The organism is Pseudonocardia sp. GCM10023141, assembly GCF_042653605.1.
The window spans coordinates 315,949-337,927 of record NZ_JBHSIR010000035.1 but is presented as its reverse complement, the minus strand read 5'-3'; the positions used below and the strand labels follow the sequence as shown (position 1 = coordinate 337,927).

At 71.9% G+C, this 21,979-nt stretch carries 15 protein-coding genes; 8 read left to right on the top strand and 7 right to left on the bottom strand.

What is annotated here, in order from left to right:
• Positions 1-84: 84 nt before the first annotated feature.
• The 3 genes from ACFPFQ_RS21875 to boxC all read right to left on the bottom strand — a co-directional run bounded on the left by ACFPFQ_RS21875 (position 85) and on the right by boxC (position 5,297).
• Complete coding sequence (locus tag ACFPFQ_RS21875) at positions 85-1,800, bottom strand: HNH endonuclease signature motif containing protein (protein WP_379621660.1); 1,716 nt, start codon at positions 1,798-1,800, stop codon at positions 85-87.
• A gap of 385 nt (positions 1,801-2,185) precedes the next feature.
• Positions 2,186-3,598: a benzoyl-CoA 2,3-epoxidase subunit BoxB gene (gene boxB, locus ACFPFQ_RS21870; RefSeq protein ID WP_379621659.1), complete on the bottom strand. Its 1,413-nt coding sequence runs from the start codon at positions 3,596-3,598 to the stop codon at positions 2,186-2,188.
• Between the two features lie 4 nt (positions 3,599-3,602).
• A complete protein-coding gene (boxC, locus tag ACFPFQ_RS21865) occupies positions 3,603-5,297 on the bottom strand; it encodes a 2,3-epoxybenzoyl-CoA dihydrolase (protein WP_379621657.1) in 1,695 nt (564 codons plus the stop codon).
• 134 nt (positions 5,298-5,431) lie between these two features.
• Between boxC and ACFPFQ_RS21860 the strand changes: the two genes are divergently transcribed.
• The gene (locus tag ACFPFQ_RS21860) at positions 5,432-8,083 is read left to right on the top strand and encodes a CHAT domain-containing protein (protein ID WP_379621655.1); all 2,652 of its coding nucleotides are present in this window, start codon (positions 5,432-5,434) and stop codon (positions 8,081-8,083) included.
• Positions 8,084-8,089: 6 nt separating this feature from the next.
• Here ACFPFQ_RS21860 and ACFPFQ_RS21855 read toward each other — a convergent pair whose 3' ends face one another.
• Together ACFPFQ_RS21855 and ACFPFQ_RS21850 are read right to left on the bottom strand one after the other, a co-directional pair.
• Positions 8,090-9,355 (bottom strand): S8/S53 family peptidase, encoded by a 1,266-nt coding sequence (locus ACFPFQ_RS21855; protein WP_379621653.1) that lies wholly within the window; start codon positions 9,353-9,355, stop codon positions 8,090-8,092.
• 46 nt (positions 9,356-9,401) lie between these two features.
• Positions 9,402-10,961: a benzoate-CoA ligase family protein gene (locus ACFPFQ_RS21850; protein WP_379621651.1), complete on the bottom strand. Its 1,560-nt coding sequence runs from the start codon at positions 10,959-10,961 to the stop codon at positions 9,402-9,404.
• A 202-nt stretch (positions 10,962-11,163) separates the two neighbouring features.
• On the opposite strand from ACFPFQ_RS21850, the gene ACFPFQ_RS21845 reads away from it, so the two are divergent.
• The 4 genes from ACFPFQ_RS21845 (at position 11,164) to ACFPFQ_RS21830 (ending at position 17,724) form a co-directional block, all read left to right on the top strand.
• Positions 11,164-12,291, top strand: coding sequence for an NDMA-dependent alcohol dehydrogenase (locus ACFPFQ_RS21845; protein WP_379621649.1), 1,128 nt, complete (start codon positions 11,164-11,166; stop codon positions 12,289-12,291).
• A 70-nt stretch (positions 12,292-12,361) separates the two neighbouring features.
• The gene (locus ACFPFQ_RS21840; RefSeq protein WP_379621647.1) at positions 12,362-14,224 is read left to right on the top strand and encodes an AAA family ATPase; all 1,863 of its coding nucleotides are present in this window, start codon (positions 12,362-12,364) and stop codon (positions 14,222-14,224) included.
• Between the two features lie 156 nt (positions 14,225-14,380).
• Entirely contained in the window at positions 14,381-14,944 is a 564-nt protein-coding gene (locus ACFPFQ_RS21835) for a hypothetical protein (RefSeq protein WP_379621645.1), read from the top strand.
• Positions 14,945-15,090: 146 nt separating this feature from the next.
• Positions 15,091-17,724, top strand: coding sequence for an AAA family ATPase (locus ACFPFQ_RS21830; protein WP_379621643.1), 2,634 nt, complete (start codon positions 15,091-15,093; stop codon positions 17,722-17,724).
• Positions 17,725-17,729: 5 nt separating this feature from the next.
• Here ACFPFQ_RS21830 and ACFPFQ_RS21825 read toward each other — a convergent pair whose 3' ends face one another.
• Positions 17,730-18,047 (bottom strand): hypothetical protein, encoded by a 318-nt coding sequence (locus ACFPFQ_RS21825; RefSeq protein ID WP_379621641.1) that lies wholly within the window; start codon positions 18,045-18,047, stop codon positions 17,730-17,732.
• Between the two features lie 188 nt (positions 18,048-18,235).
• On the opposite strand from ACFPFQ_RS21825, the gene ACFPFQ_RS21820 reads away from it, so the two are divergent.
• The gene (locus ACFPFQ_RS21820) at positions 18,236-18,421 is read left to right on the top strand and encodes a hypothetical protein (protein ID WP_379621639.1); all 186 of its coding nucleotides are present in this window, start codon (positions 18,236-18,238) and stop codon (positions 18,419-18,421) included.
• Between the two features lie 56 nt (positions 18,422-18,477).
• Positions 18,478-19,287 (top strand): PIG-L family deacetylase, encoded by an 810-nt coding sequence (locus ACFPFQ_RS21815; RefSeq protein WP_379621637.1) that lies wholly within the window; start codon positions 18,478-18,480, stop codon positions 19,285-19,287.
• An 11-nt stretch (positions 19,288-19,298) separates the two neighbouring features.
• On the opposite strand, the gene ACFPFQ_RS21810 is transcribed toward ACFPFQ_RS21815, so the two are convergent.
• A complete protein-coding gene (locus tag ACFPFQ_RS21810; protein WP_379621635.1) occupies positions 19,299-20,054 on the bottom strand; it encodes an ABC transporter permease in 756 nt (251 codons plus the stop codon).
• A 156-nt stretch (positions 20,055-20,210) separates the two neighbouring features.
• Here ACFPFQ_RS21810 and ctaD point away from each other — a divergent pair, with 156 nt between their 5' ends.
• Positions 20,211-21,965 carry a cytochrome c oxidase subunit I gene (gene ctaD, locus ACFPFQ_RS21805; RefSeq protein WP_379621633.1) on the top strand — a complete coding sequence of 585 codons (1,755 nt, stop codon included), beginning with the start codon at positions 20,211-20,213 and terminating at the stop codon, positions 21,963-21,965.
• Positions 21,966-21,979: the final 14 nt, after the last annotated feature.

Sequence of the window (21,979 nt, the reverse complement as noted above, 5' to 3'; positions counted from 1 at the left end):
TTCCTCCTCGCGGGGGACCGGTGCGGGCAGGTTGGGGGCGATGGGTGTGCCGCGGGTTCGGTAGATCCGGCCCAGCGGTGAGCGTCAGACGAACTGCCCCGGCGATGGTTGCGTGAGTCGCCAGCCCCCGCGGTGTTTGAGCGCGTGGTGGAAGGCGCAGAGGCAGTCCAGGTTGTCGTCGACGGTGAGCCCGCCGTACGCGTGGTCGAGGGTGTGGTCGATGTCGGTGCGGACGGCGTGTCGGCGGCAGCCGGGTCCGACGCAGGTGCGGTCGCGCATCCGGACGTGGCGCTCGAGCGCTGCCCGGGCGAATCTTGCGCGTGGGTGAGTGCCCGCGCTCGGGTCGAGGCGGTGCGCGTACTGCTGGGCAATGTCGGCGATCACCATGGCCCAGTTGTCGGGCAGGTCGCTGCGTGCGGCGAGCTCGTGCAGCAGGGTGAGCGGAAGGTGGATCTCCACGATGCCCCCGCGGCAGGCGGAGCCGGCGCTGGGCGGGTAGGGGCGTCTGGTGGTGATGCCGCCGTGGATGAGGTAGCCGTCGGGGTCGGTGATGGCGAACCACCATTGGGCCGAGCGTTGTCGGCGGACCAGCTCGCGGGCTTGTTCGGCCAGGATGGGTCCCCATCGGGGTAGTTCGGCGGGGTGGTTGTCGAGGCCGAGCAGGGTGGCGGCGCCGACGCGTATCTCAACGCCTTCGCGGGGGCCGCCGGGGGTGGGTCGGGTGGTTGCTGGTTGTTGATCGGGCCGGGCTTCGTGCGCGCTTGACGATGGCGTGTTCGGTGCGGGCCTGCTCGGTGCGGGCTCGGCCGGTGCTGGCTCTGGGCTGGTGGGCTCGGCAGCTGCGGCGTGCGGCGCCTCGTCGGGGGTAGCGGCAGCGTCAGTCTCGGCGTTGCGGCCTTCGGTGACCATCACCGCGATGATGTCGGTGCGTCCCAGCCCGGCAAGTGTCCCGTCGAGGAGCCGGACGAACAGGTCGGCGCGGACCTGGTGGACGGTGCCGGGGTGTCCGGCGCGACGGATCGCGTCGGCGAGGTCTTCGAGCCGCGCCGCCGCGGCAGCGGCTTCGGTCGGCGTCAACCCATGGGCGGTGATGGTGGCAGTTCCGTCGGCTGCGAGGTAGCCGGTCACGCCGCGTTCGCGGACGGCGGCTTGGTATTTCTTGCGGGAGTACGACTGGTCGACGGCCAGGACTTCGCGCAGCAGCCGTTGGGCGAGTTGCCCGGTGGTCCACCCCTCGGCCGGTGGGACGAGCCGCGTGCAGATCCGCTCGATCTGGGGGTCGGTGAGGTCGGCGAGGTAGTCGGCGAACGCGCGCGCCTTGTGGTGATCGAGTCGTCCGGCCAGGAGTGCGGCGTGCACGAGCGGGAGCTGGTTGACGAGTATGGAGGCGAATTCGCGTTCGTAGCCGGTGCGGCGTGCGGTGAAGGTCAAGGCGGCGGCGATTTCGGCGTCGGCCCAGTCGCCGGTGCTGCGGTGCAGCAGCCGGTGGGGGTCATCCGGGTCGGGGTCGCTGCGCGAGATCTGGTCAAGGGCTGCGGCGTAGAGGGCGAACAGTTGTGAGGTCTGTCGCCAGGTCGCCTGGAGTACGTCGACCTTCTGGTCCTGCGGGATGGCGGTGAAGTCGAGGTTGGTGAGGGCGGCGAGCAGTTCGGGGCCGGGCGGCAGTGCCGCGAGGCTCGGTAGCTGCTGGTCAACCATCATGTGTCGACCATATGTTCGAGGTCTGACAGTTCTCGGCTGTTCCGGGGCTGTCCCGGTAAAGAATCTTGAAGAACTTTCGGGCCCGGAGGAGCGCGCCAACCCCCGGACGGCCCACGCGACCGTCGGTCCCAACCCGCGGGTCAATCCATCGCAACTCGCGGGTCAATCTGTCGCAACTCGCGGGTCAATCTGTCGCAACTCGCGGGTCAATCCATCGCAACTCGCGCGCTTACCTGCACGGACCCGTAGCTGCGGGCACGCCCGACCCGGTTTCCCGAGTGCCCTGCCTGGCGAGAGAGCCCGTGCGCGCGCAGCGCGCACCCCGGGGCCGCCCCGAACCCTCCCCGAGACCTGCCCCGCCGGCGAGGCGTCGGTGAAGCCGGGGCACGGGACCCAACCGCACCCGACCGCCAGGCACGAAACCAGCGCACAGAACCCCAGCTCGCAGTGAGGGGCGAACGACCCCAGCAGACGATCAAGCAGCTCAGGGAAAGTGCACGTACTCGTAGTCGAACGGCTTGTCGTTGATCCCATGCGTGGGAGGCGCGATCCAGCCTGCGATCTTGCCCGGCTCGTAGACGGGCCGCATGAGGCTCCGGACGTGGGTCTTGTCGGCCTCGGTGGGCAGCCAGCAGTCTTGCTTGGCCTTCCACGTGTCGGCGCCGACCACGTCGCCCTTGGGCGTGATGTGGTGCCCGGAGAACACGCCGACCTGCCGGTTGAAGCCCACGTGCGGCAGGTAAAGGCGCTGCTCGATGCCGGCCTTCTCCAGGATCCGGTTCCAGCGCTTGACCCCGCCCGCGCAGTCGGACACGTACTCGTTGCGCAGGTCCTGGTTGAGTGCCAGCAACGCCGGCACCTCGGACGTGGCCATCGCCCCGTCGCGCACGACGTCGATGTGGCCGGCGTCCTCGGTGAGGACGTGGTCGTCCTTGCGCCGCTCTTCCTGCCAGCGGCCCTTGAGCCCGGCGGTGAAGTAGTTGGCGGCGTTGGTGGACTGCTCGGAGCCGAACAGGTCCAGCGAGACCGAGTAGTGGAAGTTGATGTACTTCTGGATCACGTCGAGCGGGATGCCACCGCGGGGCGCGATCTCGTCGGTGTCGAACTCGCGCATCAGCTCTGCCGCACGGGCCACCACGCGGTCGACACCGGTGGTGCCGACGAACATGTGGTGCGCCTCCTCCTTCAGCATGAACTCGCAGGTGCGGGAGAGGGGGTCGAACGCCGACTCCTTCAACGTGCCGAGCTGGTACTTGCCGTCGCGGTCGGTGAAGTAGGTGAACATGAAGAACGAGAGCCAGTCGGGCGTCTCCTCGTTGAACGCGCCGAGGATGCGGGGGCTGTCGAGGTCACCGGAGTTGCGCTGCAGCAACGCCTCCGCCTCCTCGCGGCCGACCCGACCGAAGTAGGCGTGCAGCAGGTACACCATCGCCCAGAGGTGGCGGCCCTCCTCGACGTTGACCTGGAAGAGGTTGCGCAGGTCATACAGCGAGGGCGCGGTCTCACCGAGGCGGCGCTGCTGCTCGACCGACGCGGGTTCGGTGTCGCCCTGGATCACGATCAGGCGCTGCAGGTCGGCGCGGTACTCGCCGGGCACCTGCTGCCAGACGGGCTGGCCCTTCTCCGCGCCGAAAGCGATCTTGCGGTCGGTGTTGCGCTCGGCGAGGAACACGCCCCACCGGTACTCCTCCATGGCGACGTGGTCGAAGTGCGCCCACCCCTCCCGCCCGACGGCGACGGCGGTGCGCAGGTACACGTCCTCGGTGGGGACGGCCGGGCCCATCGTCTTCCACCAGTTGAGGAAGTTGGGCTGCCAGCTCTCCAGCGCGCGCTGCAGCTTGCGGTCGCCGGCGAGATCGACGTTGTTCGGGATCTTCTCGCTGTAGTCGATCGACATGGTTCTAGACCCGCCTCCGGTCGAACTCCGCCTTCTGTCCCGTGCCGTACCTGCGCAGCGCCCCTTCGGGGCCGGATGCGTTGGGTCGCACGAAGATCCAGTTCTGCCACGCGGTGAGCCGCGCGAAGATGCGCGACTCCATCGTCTCCGGGCCGACGAACCGGTGGTTGGCCTCCATGCCCGTGAGCGCGTCGGGGGACAGGGAGGCGCGCTCCTCGAGCATGATCCGGATCTCGTCCTCCCAGTCGATGTCGTCGGGGGCGTCGGTGACCAGCCCCAACTCCATCGCCTCGGCACCCTCGATCCGGCGGCCGGTCTCCTGGCGCAGCTTCGCGACGTGGTCGTCGTCGCCGTAGAAGCGCGACGCCAGCCGGGAGAGGCCGTTGCTCATGGGGAACGTGCCGAAGTTGCTGTCCGAGAGCACGAGCTGGGCCGGTTCGCCCTCCTCGTCCCCGTCCTCCATCAGGCCGTCGAGCATGTACTGGCGATCGCAGGCCAGTGCCAGCTCCAGCAGCGCCCCCGCGAAGCAGGAACCGGGCTCGATGAGCGCGATCAGCGAGCGCGACGTGACGTCGAGGCGCTTGAGGGTGCGCTTGAAGTAGTGGCGGATCTCGTTGACCAGCCAGTCCCCGGGGGATTTGGCACTCCCGCTGTACTGCTCGATGACCCGCTCGAACGCCAGCGCGTGCTCCACGGCGCCCTTCGTCTTGATGATCCACGTGCCGAGCTCGAGCTCGTTGGCGCGCAGCCGCAGGATCAGGTCGTCGAGCTCGCGGGTCATGGCCAGCGGCCAGAACGCGGCGCCCAGCTCGTGGACGCGCTCGACGGTGTCGGGCACGTCGCCCTCCGGGCCGTGCACGGTGATCTCGACGAGGCCCTGCTCGCGGTCGAACGTGGCCTCGACGTGCTGGTAGCGGATGCCGTCTGCGGACTCCTCGCGCTGCAGCGGGGGGAGCGCGATGCCCTGGGCGTCGGTCGGGCGGGTGGACAGCGCCGCGGCCGTGGCGGCGCGCTCGGCGACCGTCTCGTCCCAGCTGCGCTTGGGGATCACCTCGTCCACGAGCCGCCATTCGACGGCTTGCTTGCCGCGCGCGCCCTCCGCCTTCGTGGCGAAGACGTCGGCGCGGTCCTTGCGCACCCGGCGCTTGTCGATCACGCGCGTGAGGCCGCCGGTGCCGGGCAGCACGCCGAGCAGCGGCACCTCGGGCAGGGAGACGGCCGAGGAGTTGTCGTCGATCAGCAGGATCTGCTCGCACGCCAGCGCCATCTCGTAGCCGCCGCCTGCCGCGGTGCCGTTGACGGCCGCGATCCACGTCTGGCCCGAGTGGGCCGTGGCGTCCTCGATGCCGTTGCGGGTCTCGTTGGTGAACTTGCAGAAGTTCACCTTCCAGGGATGGCTCGACTGCGCGAGCATCCGGATGTTGGCGCCTGCGCAGAAGTTGCGGTCCTTCGCGCTGGTCAGCACCACCGCCCGGACACCGGGGTGCTCGAAGCGCAGCCGCTGCGTGGCGTCGTAGAGCTCGATGTCGACGCCGAGGTCGTAGCTGTTCATCTTCAGCTCGTAGCCGGGCACCAGGCCCGCGGACTCGTCGACGTCCAGACGCAGGTACGCGACATCACCCTGGACGTCGAGCTGCCAGTGCTTGTACGACGCCGGTGCGGTGTCGAACGCAACGGTGGGTTCGGTGGTGGTGGTCATCCGAAGGCCTCCTGTGCTGGATGACAGTTACTCTACAACACTCTGGTCATTCGTCATAGCTGTGTAGAACATTGCGCGTGTCGAGTCGGGTGGCGGATACCCGATCACCAGATTCCCTGTAAGGCTCTGCAGCCATGGTTGCCCCCGCGATCGCCTCCGTCGACCGGACCCCCGAGGAACGCGCGGCCGCCGCTCTGGAGCTGGTGGGCCGCGATCCCGAGCTCGCGCTCGCCGAAGCCGACGCCGCTGTCACGGAGGCCGCGGGCGCGGGCGACGCCGCGTCGCTGGGCACCGCGCACCGGGCCGCCGCGCTGGCGCTGCGCGAGCTCGGCGATCTCGCCGCGGCCGAGACGCGGTTGCGCCAGGGGATTCGGGCCGCCGTGCGCGGCGGAGCCACGGTCACCGTGGCCGAGGTCCGCGCGACGCTGGCGTTCGTGCTGCTCGACCGTGGGCGGGCACGCGCGGCGCTCGCGCAGGCCGACACGGCGGCGGTCGGGCTGACCGGTCTGCCGGCCATGCGGGTCGCGGCCCAGCGGGCGCTCGTGCTGCACCGCATCGGTCGCCTCGACGAGGCGCAGGCCGAGTACGGTGCCGCGCTGCGCTCGCTGGAGAAGGCAGGCGACCAGCTCTGGGCCGCCCGGGTGCACAACAACCGGGGAATGCTGCGCTTCCACCGGGGCGCGCTCGACGCCGCCGACGCCGACTTCATCCGCGCCGAGCAGCTCTACAGCGGGCTCGGCATGACGATGCTGGCCGCGGAGTCCGATGCCAACCGCGGCAACGTGGCCGCGCTGCGCGGCGACGCACCGATCGCACTGGCCAGCTTCGATCGCGCCGACCTGCAGCCGCCGCTGGCGAGCAAGCCGAAGCCCCAGCTGCTCGTGAGCCGGTGTCAGGTGTTGCTGGCGGTGGGCATGGTCGAGGAGGCCCGGACCACCGCCGAGCACGCGGTCACCGCGCTGCGGGCCGCTGGCCGCGAGGCAGACCTGGCGGAGGCGCAGCTGCTGCTGGCCACGGCGTCGTTGAGCGAGTCTCCCGAGAGCGCCGAGGCGCAGGCGCGGATCGCCCACGCCACCTTCCGCCGCCAGGGCCGTCCCGGGTGGGCGATGCTGGCGAACGTCGTTGCGCTCCGCGCGGCCGAGCGCAGCGGTGCTGCGCCGCGGTCGCTGATCCGCACGGCCCGGGACCGGGCCGCCGAGCTGGTCGTGGCCGGCTGGCCCATCGCCGAGCTCGATGCGCGGCTGATCGGCGCGCGGGCCGCGTTGCGCGTGGGGGACGTCCGGACCGCGCGCGGGGTGCTCGAAGCGGCCGGGCACGGGCGGCGGTCGGGCCCGCTGGAGCTGCGGGTGCGCCGCTGGCACGCCCAGGCGCTGCTGCGCCACATGGTCGGGGACCGGCGCGGGTCGCTGGCGGCGCTGCGGGCCGGTCTGAGCCTGGTCGAGCACCGGCAGGCGGTGCTGGGAGCCACCGAGTTCCGGGTGCACGTGGCGTCGTTCGGGGCCGAGCTGGCCGAGCTGGGTATGGAGCTGGCGATCGAAGGCGGCAAGGCCAGGGAGATCCTCGTCTGGGCCGAGCGCTACCGGGCCCGGACGTTGCGCCTGCGGCCCGTCACGCCGCCATCGGACCCCGAGCTCGCCGAGGCGCTGGCCGATCACCGCCGGCTACGGGCCGGTCTCGAAGCGGCGCAGCTGGAGGGTGGCGCCGGTGGCACCCGCGGCCGGCTGGGGGCTGCGGAGGAACGGGTGGTGCGGGCGAGCCGGGTCACCCGCAGCCCGCTGCACCGCCCGGCTGACGGCCCGATCGACGTGGCCCGCCTGCTGGAGCGGCTGGGCGCGGCCGCCCTGGTCGAGTTCATCATCAGCGAGGACACCCTGCTCGTCGTTGTCGCCGGGGGCGGGCGCGCGCAGCTGCACCGGCTGGCACCGATGGCGGCGGTGGCCGCGCAGGCCGAGGCGGCCAACGCGGCATCGCGCTCGCTGGCCACCGGTTTCGGCACCGAGCGGGGCCGGGCCGTCGCCCGGTCGGCGATGGAGGCGGCGGCCGGACGGCTCGACACCGTCCTGTTCGGACCCCTGCGCCCACACCTGGGTGACGGGCCGATCGTGCTGGTCCCCAGCGGCCCCCTGCATTCCGTTCCCTGGGGGTTGCTCGCGACCCTGGCCGCCCGGCCGGTGTCGATCGCGCCCTCGGCCGCGGCCTGGCTGCGGGCGGTCCAGGCGCCGCCTGTGGCCGTCGGAGCCGCCGTGCTGGTGGCCGGTCCGGGGCTCGCCGCCGCCGCGGACGAGGTGAGCGCCATCGCCGCGGACGACCGGGCGGCGACGGTGCTGACGGGAGCGGACGCCACCGTCCCCGCGGTGCTCGCCGCTCTGGACGGGGCTCGCCTCGCGCACGTCGCCGCGCACGGCGCCCTGCGCGTCGACAACCCCCTGTTCTCGTCGCTCGTGCTGGCGGACGGGCCGCTCACCGTCTACGACCTCGAACGCCTCACGGTCGCCCCGGACACGGTGGTGCTGCCCGCCTGCCAGTCCGGGGTGTCGGCGCTGCGCGCGGGTGACGAGATGCTCGGACTGGTGTCGGCCCTGCTGGCGCTGGGGGCCCGCACCGTCGTCGCGTCGGTGCAGCCGGTCTCCGATATCACGACCGCACCGCTGATGGTGGCGCTGCACCAGCACCTGCGCCGCGGGCTCGCCCCGGCAGAGGCACTGGCGAGCGTGCGATCGGGGGTCGATCAGGACGACTCCGGTGCGGTCACCGTCGCGGCGAGCTTCCAGTGCTTCGGTGCCTGAGAGCGGTCACCACCTGATCAGGTCGTTCGCCACGTCGTGGCGCAGCGCCGGGCCGCCCCGCAGCGTCGGCCAGGTCGGTTCCTGGGGCTGGTTCTGCAGCCACTCCTGGAGCACCTGAGCGGCCGGCGTCGTCGGGTTACGCATCAACCGGTCGCAGATCGACGCCGCCACCAGCGGCGCGGCGAACGACGTGCCGCTCCACCGGGCCCAGCCGTCGAACTCGCTGCCGTCCGCGAGCGGCCACTTGATGAAGGTGCTCTGCACGTCGACGCCGGGCGCGTACACGTCGGCGACGTTGCTCTTGAACCACGGCTTGGGCGGGTTCTGGGTGTGGTCGAAGGCCCCGACGGCGACCACTCCGGGAAGCGACGCCGGCCAGAACGGCCGCGTGACCAGCTCCGGGGAGTCGCCCGCGTTGCCTGCCGCCGCCACCACGATCTTGCCGGCGGCGACCAGCTGCTGCACGGCTGCGGCCAGCAGGGCGGGTACCTCGTTGTCGACGGTGTAGGCGCCCAGCGACAGGTTCACGACCTTCACATCGGTCGCGACGAGCTCGGAGAGCGTGGCGGCGATGATCGCCTCGTCACCTTCGCCCGAGGAGTTCAGGACGCGGCGCAGGAGGATGTCGAGCAGCGCGGACACCCGCGTGATCAGGCCGCTGATGAACAGTCCGTGGCCCGCCTGCCGGTCGGCGATCCCGTCGCCGTCGGCGTCGACGGGATCGCCGGGGATCACCTCGATACCCCGCCGGGTGAGCACCGGGCCGAGCTGGCCGGGCAGGGACTCCCAACCCTCCGGCAGGCCGTTGTCCAGCACCGCGATGTCGTTCAGGCCGTCGGTCGCGGGCTCGACGGCCAGCAACGCGGCCGGTGGGCCGCCGACCGCGACGGGCGTGCCCCCGGGGCCGCCGTGGTAGAAGTTCTCGCCGCACAGGACGTGGTGATAGCGCAGGCCCGGCCGGCGCTCGTCGCTGACGAACGTGGAGTACTCGGACACGCCCTCCCACAGCCGCATCTCAGTTCCGGCGGCCTCGAGCCGGGCGTTCAGATCCCCCGAGTCCGGCATCCCCACGCGGTTTCGCCAGCTGCTCTGCGACTGCTCGTACCGCCTGCCACCGGCAGACTCGAGGTGCGACGCCAGATGTGGCTCGGCCGCGGCCTCCACCAGTAACTCGCCGGGCCGCACCAGCGCATCGGCGCCATCGTCGGAGCGCACGATGGCGACGGGCGAGGTGAACCAGTTCTCGGGAGCTTCCACGATCCGCACGCTCATCTCCCCATACTCGCTCGGGGCCCCGGCCCGCGTCACGAGTAACCGGCTACCCGACCACGAGCTCCCCGGCCGCAGCCCGCAGCCGGAACCGCTGGATCTTGCCCGTGGCGGTCTTGGGCAGCTCCTCGACCGCCACCACCAACCGCGGTCGCTTGAACGACGCCAGCTCCGCCTTGCAGAAGGTGACGACCTCGTCGGGGTCGAGCACCACCCCGGCCCTGGCGACGACGTAGGCGACGGGCTTGTCGAGCCCGTCGGCGTCGGGCACACCTATGACGGCGGCCTCGGCGATGCCCGGATGCTCGAGCAGCCGGGCCTCGACCTCGGTGGGGCTGACCCAGATCCCGCCGACCTTCAGCACGTCGTCGGCGCGCCCGAGGCAGGTGTAGCTGCCGTCCTCGCCGCGCACGTACTGGTCGCCGGTGCGCATCCACTCGCCCTGGAACACCGCGCGGTTGACGGCGGTGCGACACCAGTAGCCCGTGCAGATCGACTCCCCGGAGATGAACAGCATCCCGGGCTCGCCGGGACCGTCGATCACCGAGCCGTCCGGGCGCCGCAGCTCCACGGCGTAGCCGGGCACGGGGAACCCGGAGCTGCCGGGCACCGCCTTGCCCGGCACGTTGGAGATGAAGATGTGCAGCGCCTCGGTGGAGCCGATGCCGTCGAGGATCTCGAAGCCGTACTGCTCCTGGACACCGTGCAGCATCCGCGCCGGCAGCGTCTCGCCCGCCGAGACGCCGTTGCGCACGGTGGCGAACGCTGCGCGGGGCAGTTCGGCGGCGAGCGTCGGGCCCCAGAAGCTGGGCACGCCGAACAGCAGCGTCACGCCGTGCTCCGCGGCCAGCTCGGCGAAGCGGGCCGGGTTGGGGCGCGCCGGCTCCAGAACGGCGCTCGCCCCCACCGAAAGGGGGAAGAACATCGAGTTGCCGATGCCGTAGGCGAAGAACAGCTTCGCCGCCGAGAGGCAGACGTCGTCGGGGCCGATGCCGAGCACCTGGCGGCCGTAGGTCTCGCCGACGTAGCGGATGTCGACGTGGCGGTGCATCGCGCCCTTGGGCGTGCCGGTGGTGCCGGACGTGTAGAGCCACAGCGCGGGCGACTCGTCCCAGGTCGGGTAGGGCGTTGCCAGTGGCTCAGCGGCGCGCAGCGCGTCCCAGGTCAGCCCGGTGACACCCGGCTCGACCTGGGGCGGGGTGGCGCCGGTGAGGACGACATGGCGCAGCTCGGTGGCCGCGGCCGCCGCCGCGACAACGGTGCCGGCGAACTCCTGGCTGCCCAGCAGGACGCGGGCCCGCGAGTCGGTGACGAGCGTGGCGAGCTCGCCCCCGGTCAGCATCGTGGACGACGGGACGGCGACCGCGCCGAGGTACATGGTGGCGAGGATGCCGACGGCCAGCTCCAGGTCGTCGACCATGCAGAGGAGCACGCGCTCCTCGGGGCGCACGCCGATGGCGGCGAGGCCACCCGCGACGCGGTGGACCTCCTCGGCGAGCTCCTCGTAGGTGGTGGTGCCGCGGGGGTGGTGGAAGGCGATACGGTCGCCGTCACCGGCCCGGACGCGCTGGTCCGAGAGGTGAACGGCGGCGTTGAACGGTTCCGTCATCGGTGGCTCCGGGTCCGGTTCGGGGTGTCGACACTCTACAGCTTGATCACGTAACTTCAAGGTTTCGTAGAAGATCGTGCGAGGTCTCCATTCGGGTGCGCCTGCGCTTCCCAGACACATGCGCACCCTGATATGAACGGACAACGTGGCGTGGCACACACCCGTTCACCCCGCACCTCGACCGTTCAAGGGAGAACAGCGAATGCAGACCCGTGGAGCCATCGTCCGGCAGGCACCGGGCAAGTACGAGGTCGTCGACCTCGATCTCGACGACCCTCGCTCCGACGAACTTCAGGTCAAGATGGTGGCGTCGGGCATGTGCCACTCCGACGACCACATCGCCACCGGTGACATCCCGGTCGGCGTCTACCCGATGGCGGGCGGCCACGAGGGCGCCGGCATCGTCACCAAGGCGGGCAACAACAGCAAGGGCATCAAGGAGGGCGACCACGTCGTCTTCTCGTTCCTGCCCTCCTGTGGCCACTGTCGTTGGTGCGCGCAGGGCATGCAGAACCTCTGCGACCTCGGCGCGGGCATCCTCGCCGGGCCGCGCTGGACCGACCCCACGAGCTACCGGCTGCACCTCGCCGGCACCGACACCCCGGTCGGTCAGATGTGTGGCATCTCGACCTTCCTCGAGACCACCGTCGTCTCGGCCGACTCCGCGGTGAAGGTGCCTGACGACATCCCGCTCGACGTGGCCTGCCTCGTCGGCTGCGGCGTCGGCACCGGCTGGGGTTCGGCGGTCAACTCCGCCAACGTCCAGCCCGGCCACACCGTGATCATCATGGGCATCGGCGGCATCGGCATCAACGCCGTGCAGGGTGCGGCGCACGCCGGCGCGTCCAACGTCATCGCGGTCGATCCCGTCGCGTTCAAGCGCGAGAAGGCGCAGGAGCTCGGCGCCACCCACGCCGTCGAGACGATGGAGGAGGCCACCGAGCTCGCCAAGCAGTTCACCAACGGGCAGGGCGCCGACTCGACGATCGTCACCGTCGGCGTGATCAAGTCCGAGCACGTCGGACAGGCCATGGGCTCGATCCGCAAGGCGGGCACCTGCGTGGTCACCGCACTGGGCAACATGACCGACGTCGGCGTGCCGATCTCGCTCGCCGACCTGACGCTGTCGCAGAAGCGGCTGCAGGGCGCGCTGTTCGGCGCCTCCAACCCGAACTGGGACATCCTGCGCCAGCTGCAGCTCTACCGCGAGGGTGTGCTGAAGCTCGACGAGCTGGTCACCAAGACCTACAAGCTCGACGACATCGGCCAGGGCTACCAGGACATGCACGACGGCAAGAACATCCGCGGCGTCATCAAGTACGACGCCTGATGTAGCTGTTCACGGCGGGGTGGTCCGGGATCCGGGCCACCCCGCCGACGTCTTCGCGCGAAGGAGATCCGTGACCGCAGTACCCATCCCCGTCGTCGGGCTGCGCCGCGAGCGTGAGGTCCTCACCGTGGCGCTGCTGACCGGCCGACACGTCGTGATCGAGGGCCCGCCCGGCACCGGCAAGTCGACGCTGCTGCGGTCCATCGCCCGCGACACCGGCCAGCAGGTGGTGTTCGTCGAGGGCAACGCCGAGCTCACCCCGGCCCGGCTCGTCGGCCAGTTCGACCCCTCCCAGGTGCTCTCGGACGGCTACCGCCCGGAGGCCTTCGTCGACGGTCCGCTGCTCACGGCCATGCGGGAGGGCGGGCTGCTCTACATGGAGGAGCTCAACCGGGTTCCCGAGGAGACGCTCAACGTCCTCATCACCGTGCTCACCGAGGGCGAGATCGCGGTGCCGCGGCTGGGCACCGTGTACGCGGGCAAGGACTTCCGGCTCATCGCCGCGATGAACCCGTTCGACGCCGTCGGCACCGCGCGCGTCAGCCAGGCCATCGCCGACCGGATGTGCCGGGTGGTGCTCGGCTACCAGGACGAGGACGGCGAGCGGGCCATCACGTCGTCGGTGAGCGGGCTCGCCGGGCGCTGGGTCGAGCTGTCCGTGGCGATGACCAGGGCCACCCGTGAGCACCGCGACGTCCGGATGGGCTCGTCGGTGCGCGGTGCGATCGACCTGTCGCTCGTGCTGACGGGGCTCGCGCAGTTGCGGAACGAGCGCGCGCCGGGCCGCGAGACGGCCCGCGACGCCGCCTACGCCGCGCTCTCGGGCCGCATCCGGATCGTCGACGGGGTGGACCGCACCCCCGAGTCGGTGATCGACGAGCTGCTCGCGGCGCTCTGGCCGGCCGACACCGTGGAGCCCCCGGAACCGGCCGACGAATCCGAGGAATCCGACGATCCCGGGGACGCCGAGGGAAAAGCACCTAGCCTGCCGAACCCCTCGGCAGGCTTCCAGCCCCGTTCCCGGCCCGGTCGCGAGCAGTCCGCCCGCACCAAGGGCCGCGACCAGATCGCGTCCCAGCACCCGTCGTTCGAGGAGGTGTCGCCCGAGCTGGGCGAGCTCGACGTCGAGGCGTTCGACGCCGCCGTCGCGCGCGATCCCGAGGCGGCCGCCGCGCTGCTCGCCGACATGGCCGTCGCCACCGACGCCGCGCTGCGGGCCGCTGCGCGCAGGCTCGCCGGCCGGGTGTTCATCCGGCTGGGCCGGATCGGCCCGGCCAAGGCACGGGGAACGCGGCGCCTCGGCCCGTCCAAGGGGCTCGAGGGCGACCTCGACCTGGACCGCACCCTCGAGGGCTGGAACCCCGGCCGCTCCGGGCGGCCCACGGCCGAGGACATCGTGACGCGCACGTGGACGGCGCACCGACGCGCCGTCTGCCTCGTCGTCGACATCTCCGGATCCATGCAGGGCCTCGCCGTCGCGCTCGCCGCCGTGGCCGCTGCGGGCGTCGTCGTTGCCAACGAGAACGGGCCGCCCGCGCTGCAGCCGTCCGTGCTCGCGTTCGGTGCGGGCGTCCGGGTGCTGCAGGCACAGGGGGTGCGCAGGCCACCTGAGGAGCTGCTGTCGGATCTCGTGGCGCTGCGCGGGCACGGCACCACCGACCTCGCCGCAGGCCTGCGCGAGGCGTCCAAGCAGCTGGCCGGTGCCGTCGCCGACGAGCGGCTGGTGGTGCTGCTGTCGGACTGCCTGCACACCGCGGGCGGCGAGCCAGCCGAGGCGCTCGGTGGCATCGACCGGCTGCAGGTGCTCGTACCGCTGGGCGGCGCCGAGGCGGACGCCGCCGCCGCTGCGCTGGCCGGTCGTGGCGGGGGCCGGGCGCAGACCGTGCGCAGGCTGGCCGACGTCGGACCGGCCCTGACGCGGATCCTGGGCTGACACGGATCAGCACGCCGATCGCGCTGACCGGCCGGCCGACGTTCATGAGCCAGGTGCGCCTCACCGACACGAGTAGCGGACTACTCGACCGGAACGGGCCGGGCAGCGCCAGTGTTGCGGTGAGTGCCCGCTGATCCTCGAGCCCCGGAGTCGCCCGTGTACGTGAGGATCCAGACCGGCCCGACACCCTGCGGTGAGCTCGCAGCGGCATTCGCGCCCGGGACCAGGCACTCGCAGGTGATCGGGGGATCCGGACCGGCGTTCGCGGAGCGGTACGCGCTGCGGGGCCCGGCGGGCGACTGCGTCGTGACCGTCCGGCCCGGCGGCCCGGATCCGGTCGACGCCGACCGCGCCGGCGCCGACCTGCTCTACGAGGTGGTCGCCGACGGTGCGCCGGAGCGGGTCACCGGTGGTGCCGGAGTGGCGGCCGTGCTCTGGTTCGACGGCCCCATCCACCCCGTCCGGCTCGCGCTGCTGCGGCGGGCCTTCACCGAGCGGATCCTGCGAGCCGTACCGACGGCGCCCGGGCTGGTGCGCTGCCTCGTCGGCTGGCACGCCGGCACCCGGTCGCTCGTGGAGGTGATGCTGGCGACCTCGGTCGAGGCGATCGACGCGGCAGGCGCCACGGTCAACGCCCCGTTCGATGGCGCACCCTTCGAAGCCGAGCCGTGCGGGCCGGACCGGCTGGAGCCCTTCGTCGTCGTTGCGCAGTCCCGCTAGCACCGACCTCGCACACCTTCACCGGTCGTCGCACACCGCCGAACGTGTGCGAGGACTGGTGACGGTATGCGAGGTTCGGATCCGCGATTCCGAATCTCGGTGCTGGCACTGATGCATTCCGGTGCGAACTGCGCCACCCTGATCGGGTGACGACAGCGTTCGCGATGCAGCACCGACCGAACTGGCCGCTCGTCGGCCGGGCGGCGGAGCTCGCCGCCATCGCCGCGGCGCTGCGCGGCCGCGAGGGTGCCCGCGGTGTCGTGCTGGTGGGTGCCGCGGGCGTCGGGAAGACCAGGCTCGCTCGGGAGGCGCTCGCCGCGGCCGCCACGGGCGGTTCGGGCGCCCACTGGGTCGCGGCCACCCAGTCCGCGAGCGGGGTGCCACTGGGCGGTTTCGCCCCCCTCCTGCGCCACCTCGACCCGGACGCGGTGGGCATCGCCGCGCTGCACGGCGCGGCCACCGAACTGCTCCGGGACGCGCCGCGGGCGGGGATCGTCGTCGGCATCGATGACGCGCACCTGCTCGACAGCATGTCGGCGACGCTCGTGCACCACCTCGCCGTCGACCGCGGCGTGCCGCTGGTGATGACCCTGCGCAGTGGTGAGCAGGTTCCCGACGCGGTCACCGCGCTCTGGAAGGACGGACCGCTGTTGCGGCGGGACCTGCAGGCACTCACCGCTGCCGAGACGGCTGCGCTGCTGGCAACGGTGCTCGGGGGTGCGGTGGAGGGCGACACGGCCGAGCGCATGTGGTCCGTCACCGCCGGCAACGTCCTGTACCTGCGCCATCTCGTCGACGGGGAGCTGGAGGCCAGCAGGTTGCACCGCGTCGCCGGGGTGTGGCGGTGGCGCGGTGACCTGACGCTCCCACCGCCGCTGCGCGACCTGATCGACGCGCGGATCGGGCGGCTGCCCGACGCCGTGCGGGAGATGCTGGAGCTGGTGGCGCTCGCCGAGCCGCTCGACGTCGACCTGCTCGCCCGGCTCGCGGAGCCGCAGACGATCGACCTGGCCGAGCAGCGCAGGCTCGTGGCCGTTACGCGGTCCGATGGGCGGCTGGAGGTTCGACTCGCGCACCCGCTGCACGGCGAGGCCGTGCGCGCCGCCCTGTCGACGTTGCGGGCGCGCAAGCTCCGTGGGCTGCTGGCGGAGGCGCTCGCCGGGTCCGCACCGCAGGACGTGCTGCGGCGCGCGGTCCTCGCGCTCGACAGCGACCTGCCCCCGGACCCGGAGCTGTTCCGGGCGGCCGCGGTCGAGGCCAACCGGCTCGGTGCCCTCCCGCTGGCCGAACGGCTGGCTGCGGCGGCGAGCGTCGCCGGAACCAGCTTCGACGCCGAGCTGATGCTCGGCTACGCGCAGGGGTGGCAGGGCCGCAACAACGACGGCGCCGGGCGGCTCGCGGCAGCCGCAGCGCTCGCCGCCACCCCCGAGGAGCAGATCCGCGCCGCGGTCGGTGAGGTGTGCATCAAGTGGTGGGGGCTCGGTGACGCCGCAGGCGCGCGGGCGGTCCTCGCCAGGGAGCTGGCCGTCGAGCGGCCGGCGGCGATGCGCGCCGAGCTGGAGGGGCTGCGGGCGGTGATCGTCCTGCTCGATGGGGCGCCCGCGGAGGCGGTGGACCTGGCGCGGGCCGTGCTCGCCGGACCGCAACCGTCGTCGCGCACCGTGACCTACGCGGGGCACGCGCTGGTGGCCGCGCTCGCCGTGACGGGCCGGTGCGACGAGGCACTCGCGATGGTCGAACCCGTACTGGCCGCGGCCGCGGCACTGCCGGACACCGCCGTGCTGCGCGCCGGCATCTGGGACGGGCACCTGATGGCACTGCGCCTGACCGGCCGGCTCGCCGCGGCCGCCACGGCCGCGGCCGGCTACGTCGCCGATGCCGGTGACAGCGCGTTGATGCGCTGCAAGGCGGGGCTCTACCAGACACTGGTCACGATCGACACGGGCGCGGCAGGGCCCGCGGTCACCGCGCTGCGCGACACGATCGCGAGCTTCGACGGACGGGACCCGTCGGACTGGACCTACCACTGCCAGGTCGCGCTGGCCACGGCGCTGGGCATGACGGGCGACGGTGCGGGCGCCACGGCGGCACTGGTCGCGGCCACGGCACTGAGCCGCCCGACCGTCACGTTCTTCCGGCCGGACGTGCTGCTCGCGCAGGCCTGGGCGGCCGCTGCCGACGGCGCCGTCACCGAGGCGATCGCGGGTGCGCAGGCGGCAGCCGCCGCGGCGGCGGGCACCGGCCGCCCGGCCGTCGAGTCCGCCGCACTGCACGTGGCGGTGTGCTTCGGTGACCGCGCCCCGGCGGAGCGGTTGGCGACACTGGCCGTCGAGCTGGACAGCCCCCGCGCCGCGGCGGCCGCCGCCCACGCGGCGGCGCTGGCCGCCGATGACGGCACCGCGCTCGACGAGGCCTCGCACTCGCTGGCCGGGATGGGCGTGCTGCTGCACGCCGCCGACGCCGCGGCGCAGGCCGCCCAGGCCCACCGGCGCGCCGGGCGCAGGGGAGCGGCCGCCGTGGCGACGGCCCGCTCGCAGCAGCTGGCACTGCGCTGCCCCGGCGCGCTGACCCCGGCGCTGCGCGCCTCCGCACATCCGTTGCCGATCACCGACCGGGAGCGCGAGATCGCGATGCTGGTGTCGGCAGGGCTGCCCAACCAGGCGATCGCCGAGCGGCTGTTCGTCTCCGTCCGCACGGTGGAGGGGCACATCTACCGGGCCTGTTCCAGGCTCGGCATCACCGACCGGGCGGCGCTGGGGGCGTTGGTGGGCGCGGGGTAGGGGAGCTAGACCACCCGCAGCCCGTCCAGGTAGAAGCCGAGGAAGCGCCGCCACTCCCGCGGTGACTCCTCGATCACCCGCGTCATGGCCCAGATCAGCGTGGCGAGGTCGGCGGGCCCGAAGTCGGCCCGCAGCCCGCCCGTCCTGGCCCGCTCGATGATGTGGCCGACGTGCTGGAAGCCCGCGCCGCAGGCGGCGGCGACGTCGGTGTTCTCCGGCGCGTTGCGCGAGATCGCCTCGCGCAGCCCCCGGTCCTGGGACTGCAGCTCGAAGATCCCCTCGATGAACATCACGAAGCCGTGCCAGGGATCGGGGTCGAGCAATGCGGCCTCGGCGACCTGGTCGAGTGCTGCGATCCGGCTCGGGAAGATCGCGCCGATCAGGTCGGAGCGCTGCGGGACCGCCCGACCGCACTCGTCCTCGGCGTCGGACCCGGCCTCGGCATGTCGATCGCGCAGCGGTCCGGGCGGGAGGGCTTCGCGGTGGCGCTCGTCTCGCGCAGCGCCCCGCGATGCTGGAACGTGGCGGCGGGGGACTGCTCATCGCCGGCGGGCTCAGCGGCCAGATCCCGATGCCGATGCTCGGCGCGCACACGCTGGACCCGGACGACATCGCCGACGAGGCGTGGCGCCGCTACGCCGAGCGCGACCGCGCCGAGGCCACCTTCGACCCGCTGGGGTTCGCCGCGCAGGGCTGAGCGGCGGCCGAACCACCCCCGCAGGGCCGCTGCGGCCCCTGCGTAGGGTTGCCGCCGTGGGCACCATCGTCAGCTTCCACGCACATCCCGACGACGAGTCGATCAGCTCCGGCGGCACGCTGGCCAGGGCTGCGGCCGCCGGGCATCGCGTCGTACTGGTCTTCGCCACCCGCGGTGAGCTCGACGCGGCCGTGCCGGGCGTCCTCGAGCCCGGGGAGCAGCTCTCGGTGCGGCGCACGGCCGAGTCCTACGCGTCGGCAGCGGTGCTCGGCGCGCAGCGGGTGGAGTTCCTCGGCTACACCGACTCGGGCCCGATGGGCGCTCCGAGCAACGACGCGCCGTACAGCTTCTGGCGGGCCAACGTCGAGCACGCCGCCAAGCTGCTGGCGGTGATCCTCGACGAGGAGGAGCCCGACATCCTCACCACCTATGACGACAACGGTGGTTACGGGCGGCCCGACCACATCCAGGTGCACCGGGTGGGTGCGCGCGCCGCGGAGCTCTCGGCCGTCCCGGTGGTGGCGCAGGTCACGATCAACCGCGACTGGATGACGCGCGGTGTGCGTGGCGTCACGGAGGCCGGCCAGGCGCCGGAGGGTTGGGAGGCCCCGCGGGAGGTGCCGACGTTCGGCAAGCCCGAGTCGGAGATCACCCACCGCGTCGACGCCGTCGACTTCGTCGACCAGAAGCGCGCCTCGATGCGGGCGCACGCCAGCCAGATCGGACCCGAGCACGTGCTGCTCGCCATGCCGGAGCCCATGTTCGCGATGGGGATGGGTGTGGAGTTCTTCATCGTCGACCCGGTGCCGAACCCGGCCTCGGCGCCCGAGGTGTTCGAGGAGCTGTTCACACCGCTCCGACGCTGAGGACGTGACGGTCACCCCACCGGGACGGGCCGCCGGATCATCCCGCGGCCCACCAGCTCCAGGGTCAGCGTGACGGCCACCGTCGCCCCCGCCACCTGCATCAGCAGCACCAGCAGCTGCACGGCGCCCGCCTGGATCGGGGTGGCCCCGCCCATCAGCATGCCGACGAACGCGCCGGGCAGCGACACCAGCCCGACGGTGCGGGTCTGGTCGAGTGCCGGCATCAGCGCCTGTGCGGCGGACGGCCGCGCGATCTCCAGCGCGGCGTCGCGCGGCAGGAAGCCCAGCGCCAAGGCCGCTTCCACCTCCCCGCGCCGGGCGTGCAGCTCGTCGAGCGCGCGCCTGCCGGCGAGCGCCGTGGCGCTCATCGCGGAGCCGATGAGGATGCCGGCCATCGGGATCACGGCGATCCCGCTCGCCGGTACCACGCCACCCGCCACGAGCGCCCCGACCACCGGCAGCGGGCAGATCGCGATCGGGATGAGCGCCCACCACCCGGAGCGGTCGACGGTCATCCGACGACCGCCGGTCCAGGCCGCCACCACGACCATGACCAGCACGAACCCGATGCTCGCGAGCGCCGATCCGACGATCGCCCCGATCAGCAGCGACACCGCCCCGAGCTGCAACGTCGCCCGGACGGCCGCTGTCACGGTCGAGCGGGCGACCCCCAGCCGGGCACCGGCCGCGACCGCAGCGGCGAGGACGACCGCCAGTACGGCGGCCACGCCCAGTGCCGGACCGATCACCACCGTCGTCGAACCCATGCGATTCCTTCCGCTCGATCAGTCACATCCCCAACCCGGGGCGCGCCTTCGACAGCGAGTAGAGCTACGATCCTGACCGAGCTACGCAGACCCACAGCAGGGGCTCTCACATCACGGCCCAGCGCAGGAGGCAGTCTCAATGCAGGAGGATGGACAGTGACGGCCGTCGCCCCCAAGCCGATCACGACGCGCCCCTATCCGGCGCGGCGTTCGGTCAAGGGATCCACGCTGCTGAAGATGCTGCGCACCACGGATCCCAAGGACATCGCGATCCTGTACCTCGTCACCTCGTTCGGCTTCTTCCTGGCCGGCGGGGCGATGGCGCTGCTCATGCGCGGTGAGCTGGCGGTGCCGGGGCAGCAGTTCCTGTCCAACGAGCAGTACAACCAGCTGTTCACGATGCACGGCACGATCATGCTGCTGCTCTACGCGACGCCGATCCTGTTCGGCTTCGCCAACTACATCGTGCCGCTGCAGATCGGTGCGCCCGACGTCGCGTTCCCGCGGCTCAACGCGTTCTCCTACTGGCTGTTCCTCTTCGGTGGCCTCATCGTCCTGAGCGGCTTCCTGACGCCGGGCGGTGCCGCCGACTTCGGCTGGTTCGCCTACACCCCGCTGTCGGACGCCATCCACTCCCCGGGTGCCGGTGCCGACCTGTGGATCATGGGTCTGGTCGTGGCCGGTCTCGGCACGATCCTCGGTGGCGTCAACTTCATCACCACCATCGTCTGCATGCGCGCTCCCGGCATGACGATGTTCCGGATGCCGATCTTCACCTGGAACATCTTCGTCACCGCGATCCTCGTGCTCATCGCGTTCCCGGTGCTGACGGCCGCGCTGCTGGGCCTGCTGGCCGACCGCCAGCTCGGTGCCCACGTGTTCGACCCCGCCAACGGCGGCGTGATCCTGTGGCAGCACCTGTTCTGGTTCTTCGGCCACCCCGAGGTGTACATCGTCGCGCTGCCGTTCTTCGGCATCGTCTCGGAGATCTTCCCGGTCTTCGCCCGCAAGCCGGTCTTCGGCTACAAGAGCCTGATCTACGCCACGATCTCGATCGCGGCGCTGTCGGTGGCGGTGTGGGCCCACCACATGTACGCAACGGGCGCGGTGCTGCTGGCGTTCTTCTCCTTCACCACGTTCCTCATCGCGATCCCGACGGGCATCAAGTTCGTCAACTGGATCGGCACGCTGTGGCGCGGCAAGCTGACGTTCGAGACGCCGATGCTGTTCGCGCTCGGCTTCCTCGCCACGTTCCTCTTCGGCGGTCTCACCGGCGTGCTGCTGGCCTCGCCGCCGGTCGACTTCCACGTGTCCGACACGTACTTCGTGGTGGCGCACTTCCACTACGTGCTGTTCGGCACGATCGTGTTCGCCACCTACGCCGGCATCTACTTCTGGTTCCCGAAGATGACCGGCCGGATGATGGACGAGACGCTCGGCAAGTTCCACTTCTGGACCACGTTCGTCGGCTTCCACATGACGTTCCTGGTGCAGCACTGGCTGGGCAACGAGGGCATGCCGCGCCGCTACGCCGACTACCTGCCGATCGACGGTTTCACGATCCTCAACTCGATCTCGTCGATCGGGGCGTTCATCCTCGGCGCGTCCACGCTGCCGTTCATCTGGAACGTCTTCAAGAGCTACCGCTACGGACGGGTCGTCACGGTCGACGACCCGTGGGGCTTCGGCAACTCCCTGGAGTGGGCCACGTCCTGCCCGCCGCCGCGCCACAACTTCACCGAGCTGCCCCGGATCCGTTCGGAGCGCCCGGCGTTCGAGCTGCACTACCCCCACCTCGTCGAACGGTTCCGCAACGAGGCGGAGTCAGGGCACAAGGCGCCCCCCTCCGAAGTGCTCGCGAAGGCGACGGCAGGGGAGACGATCCCGGGCGACGATCCCCGAGAACGCTAAGCGGAACAAGGAGC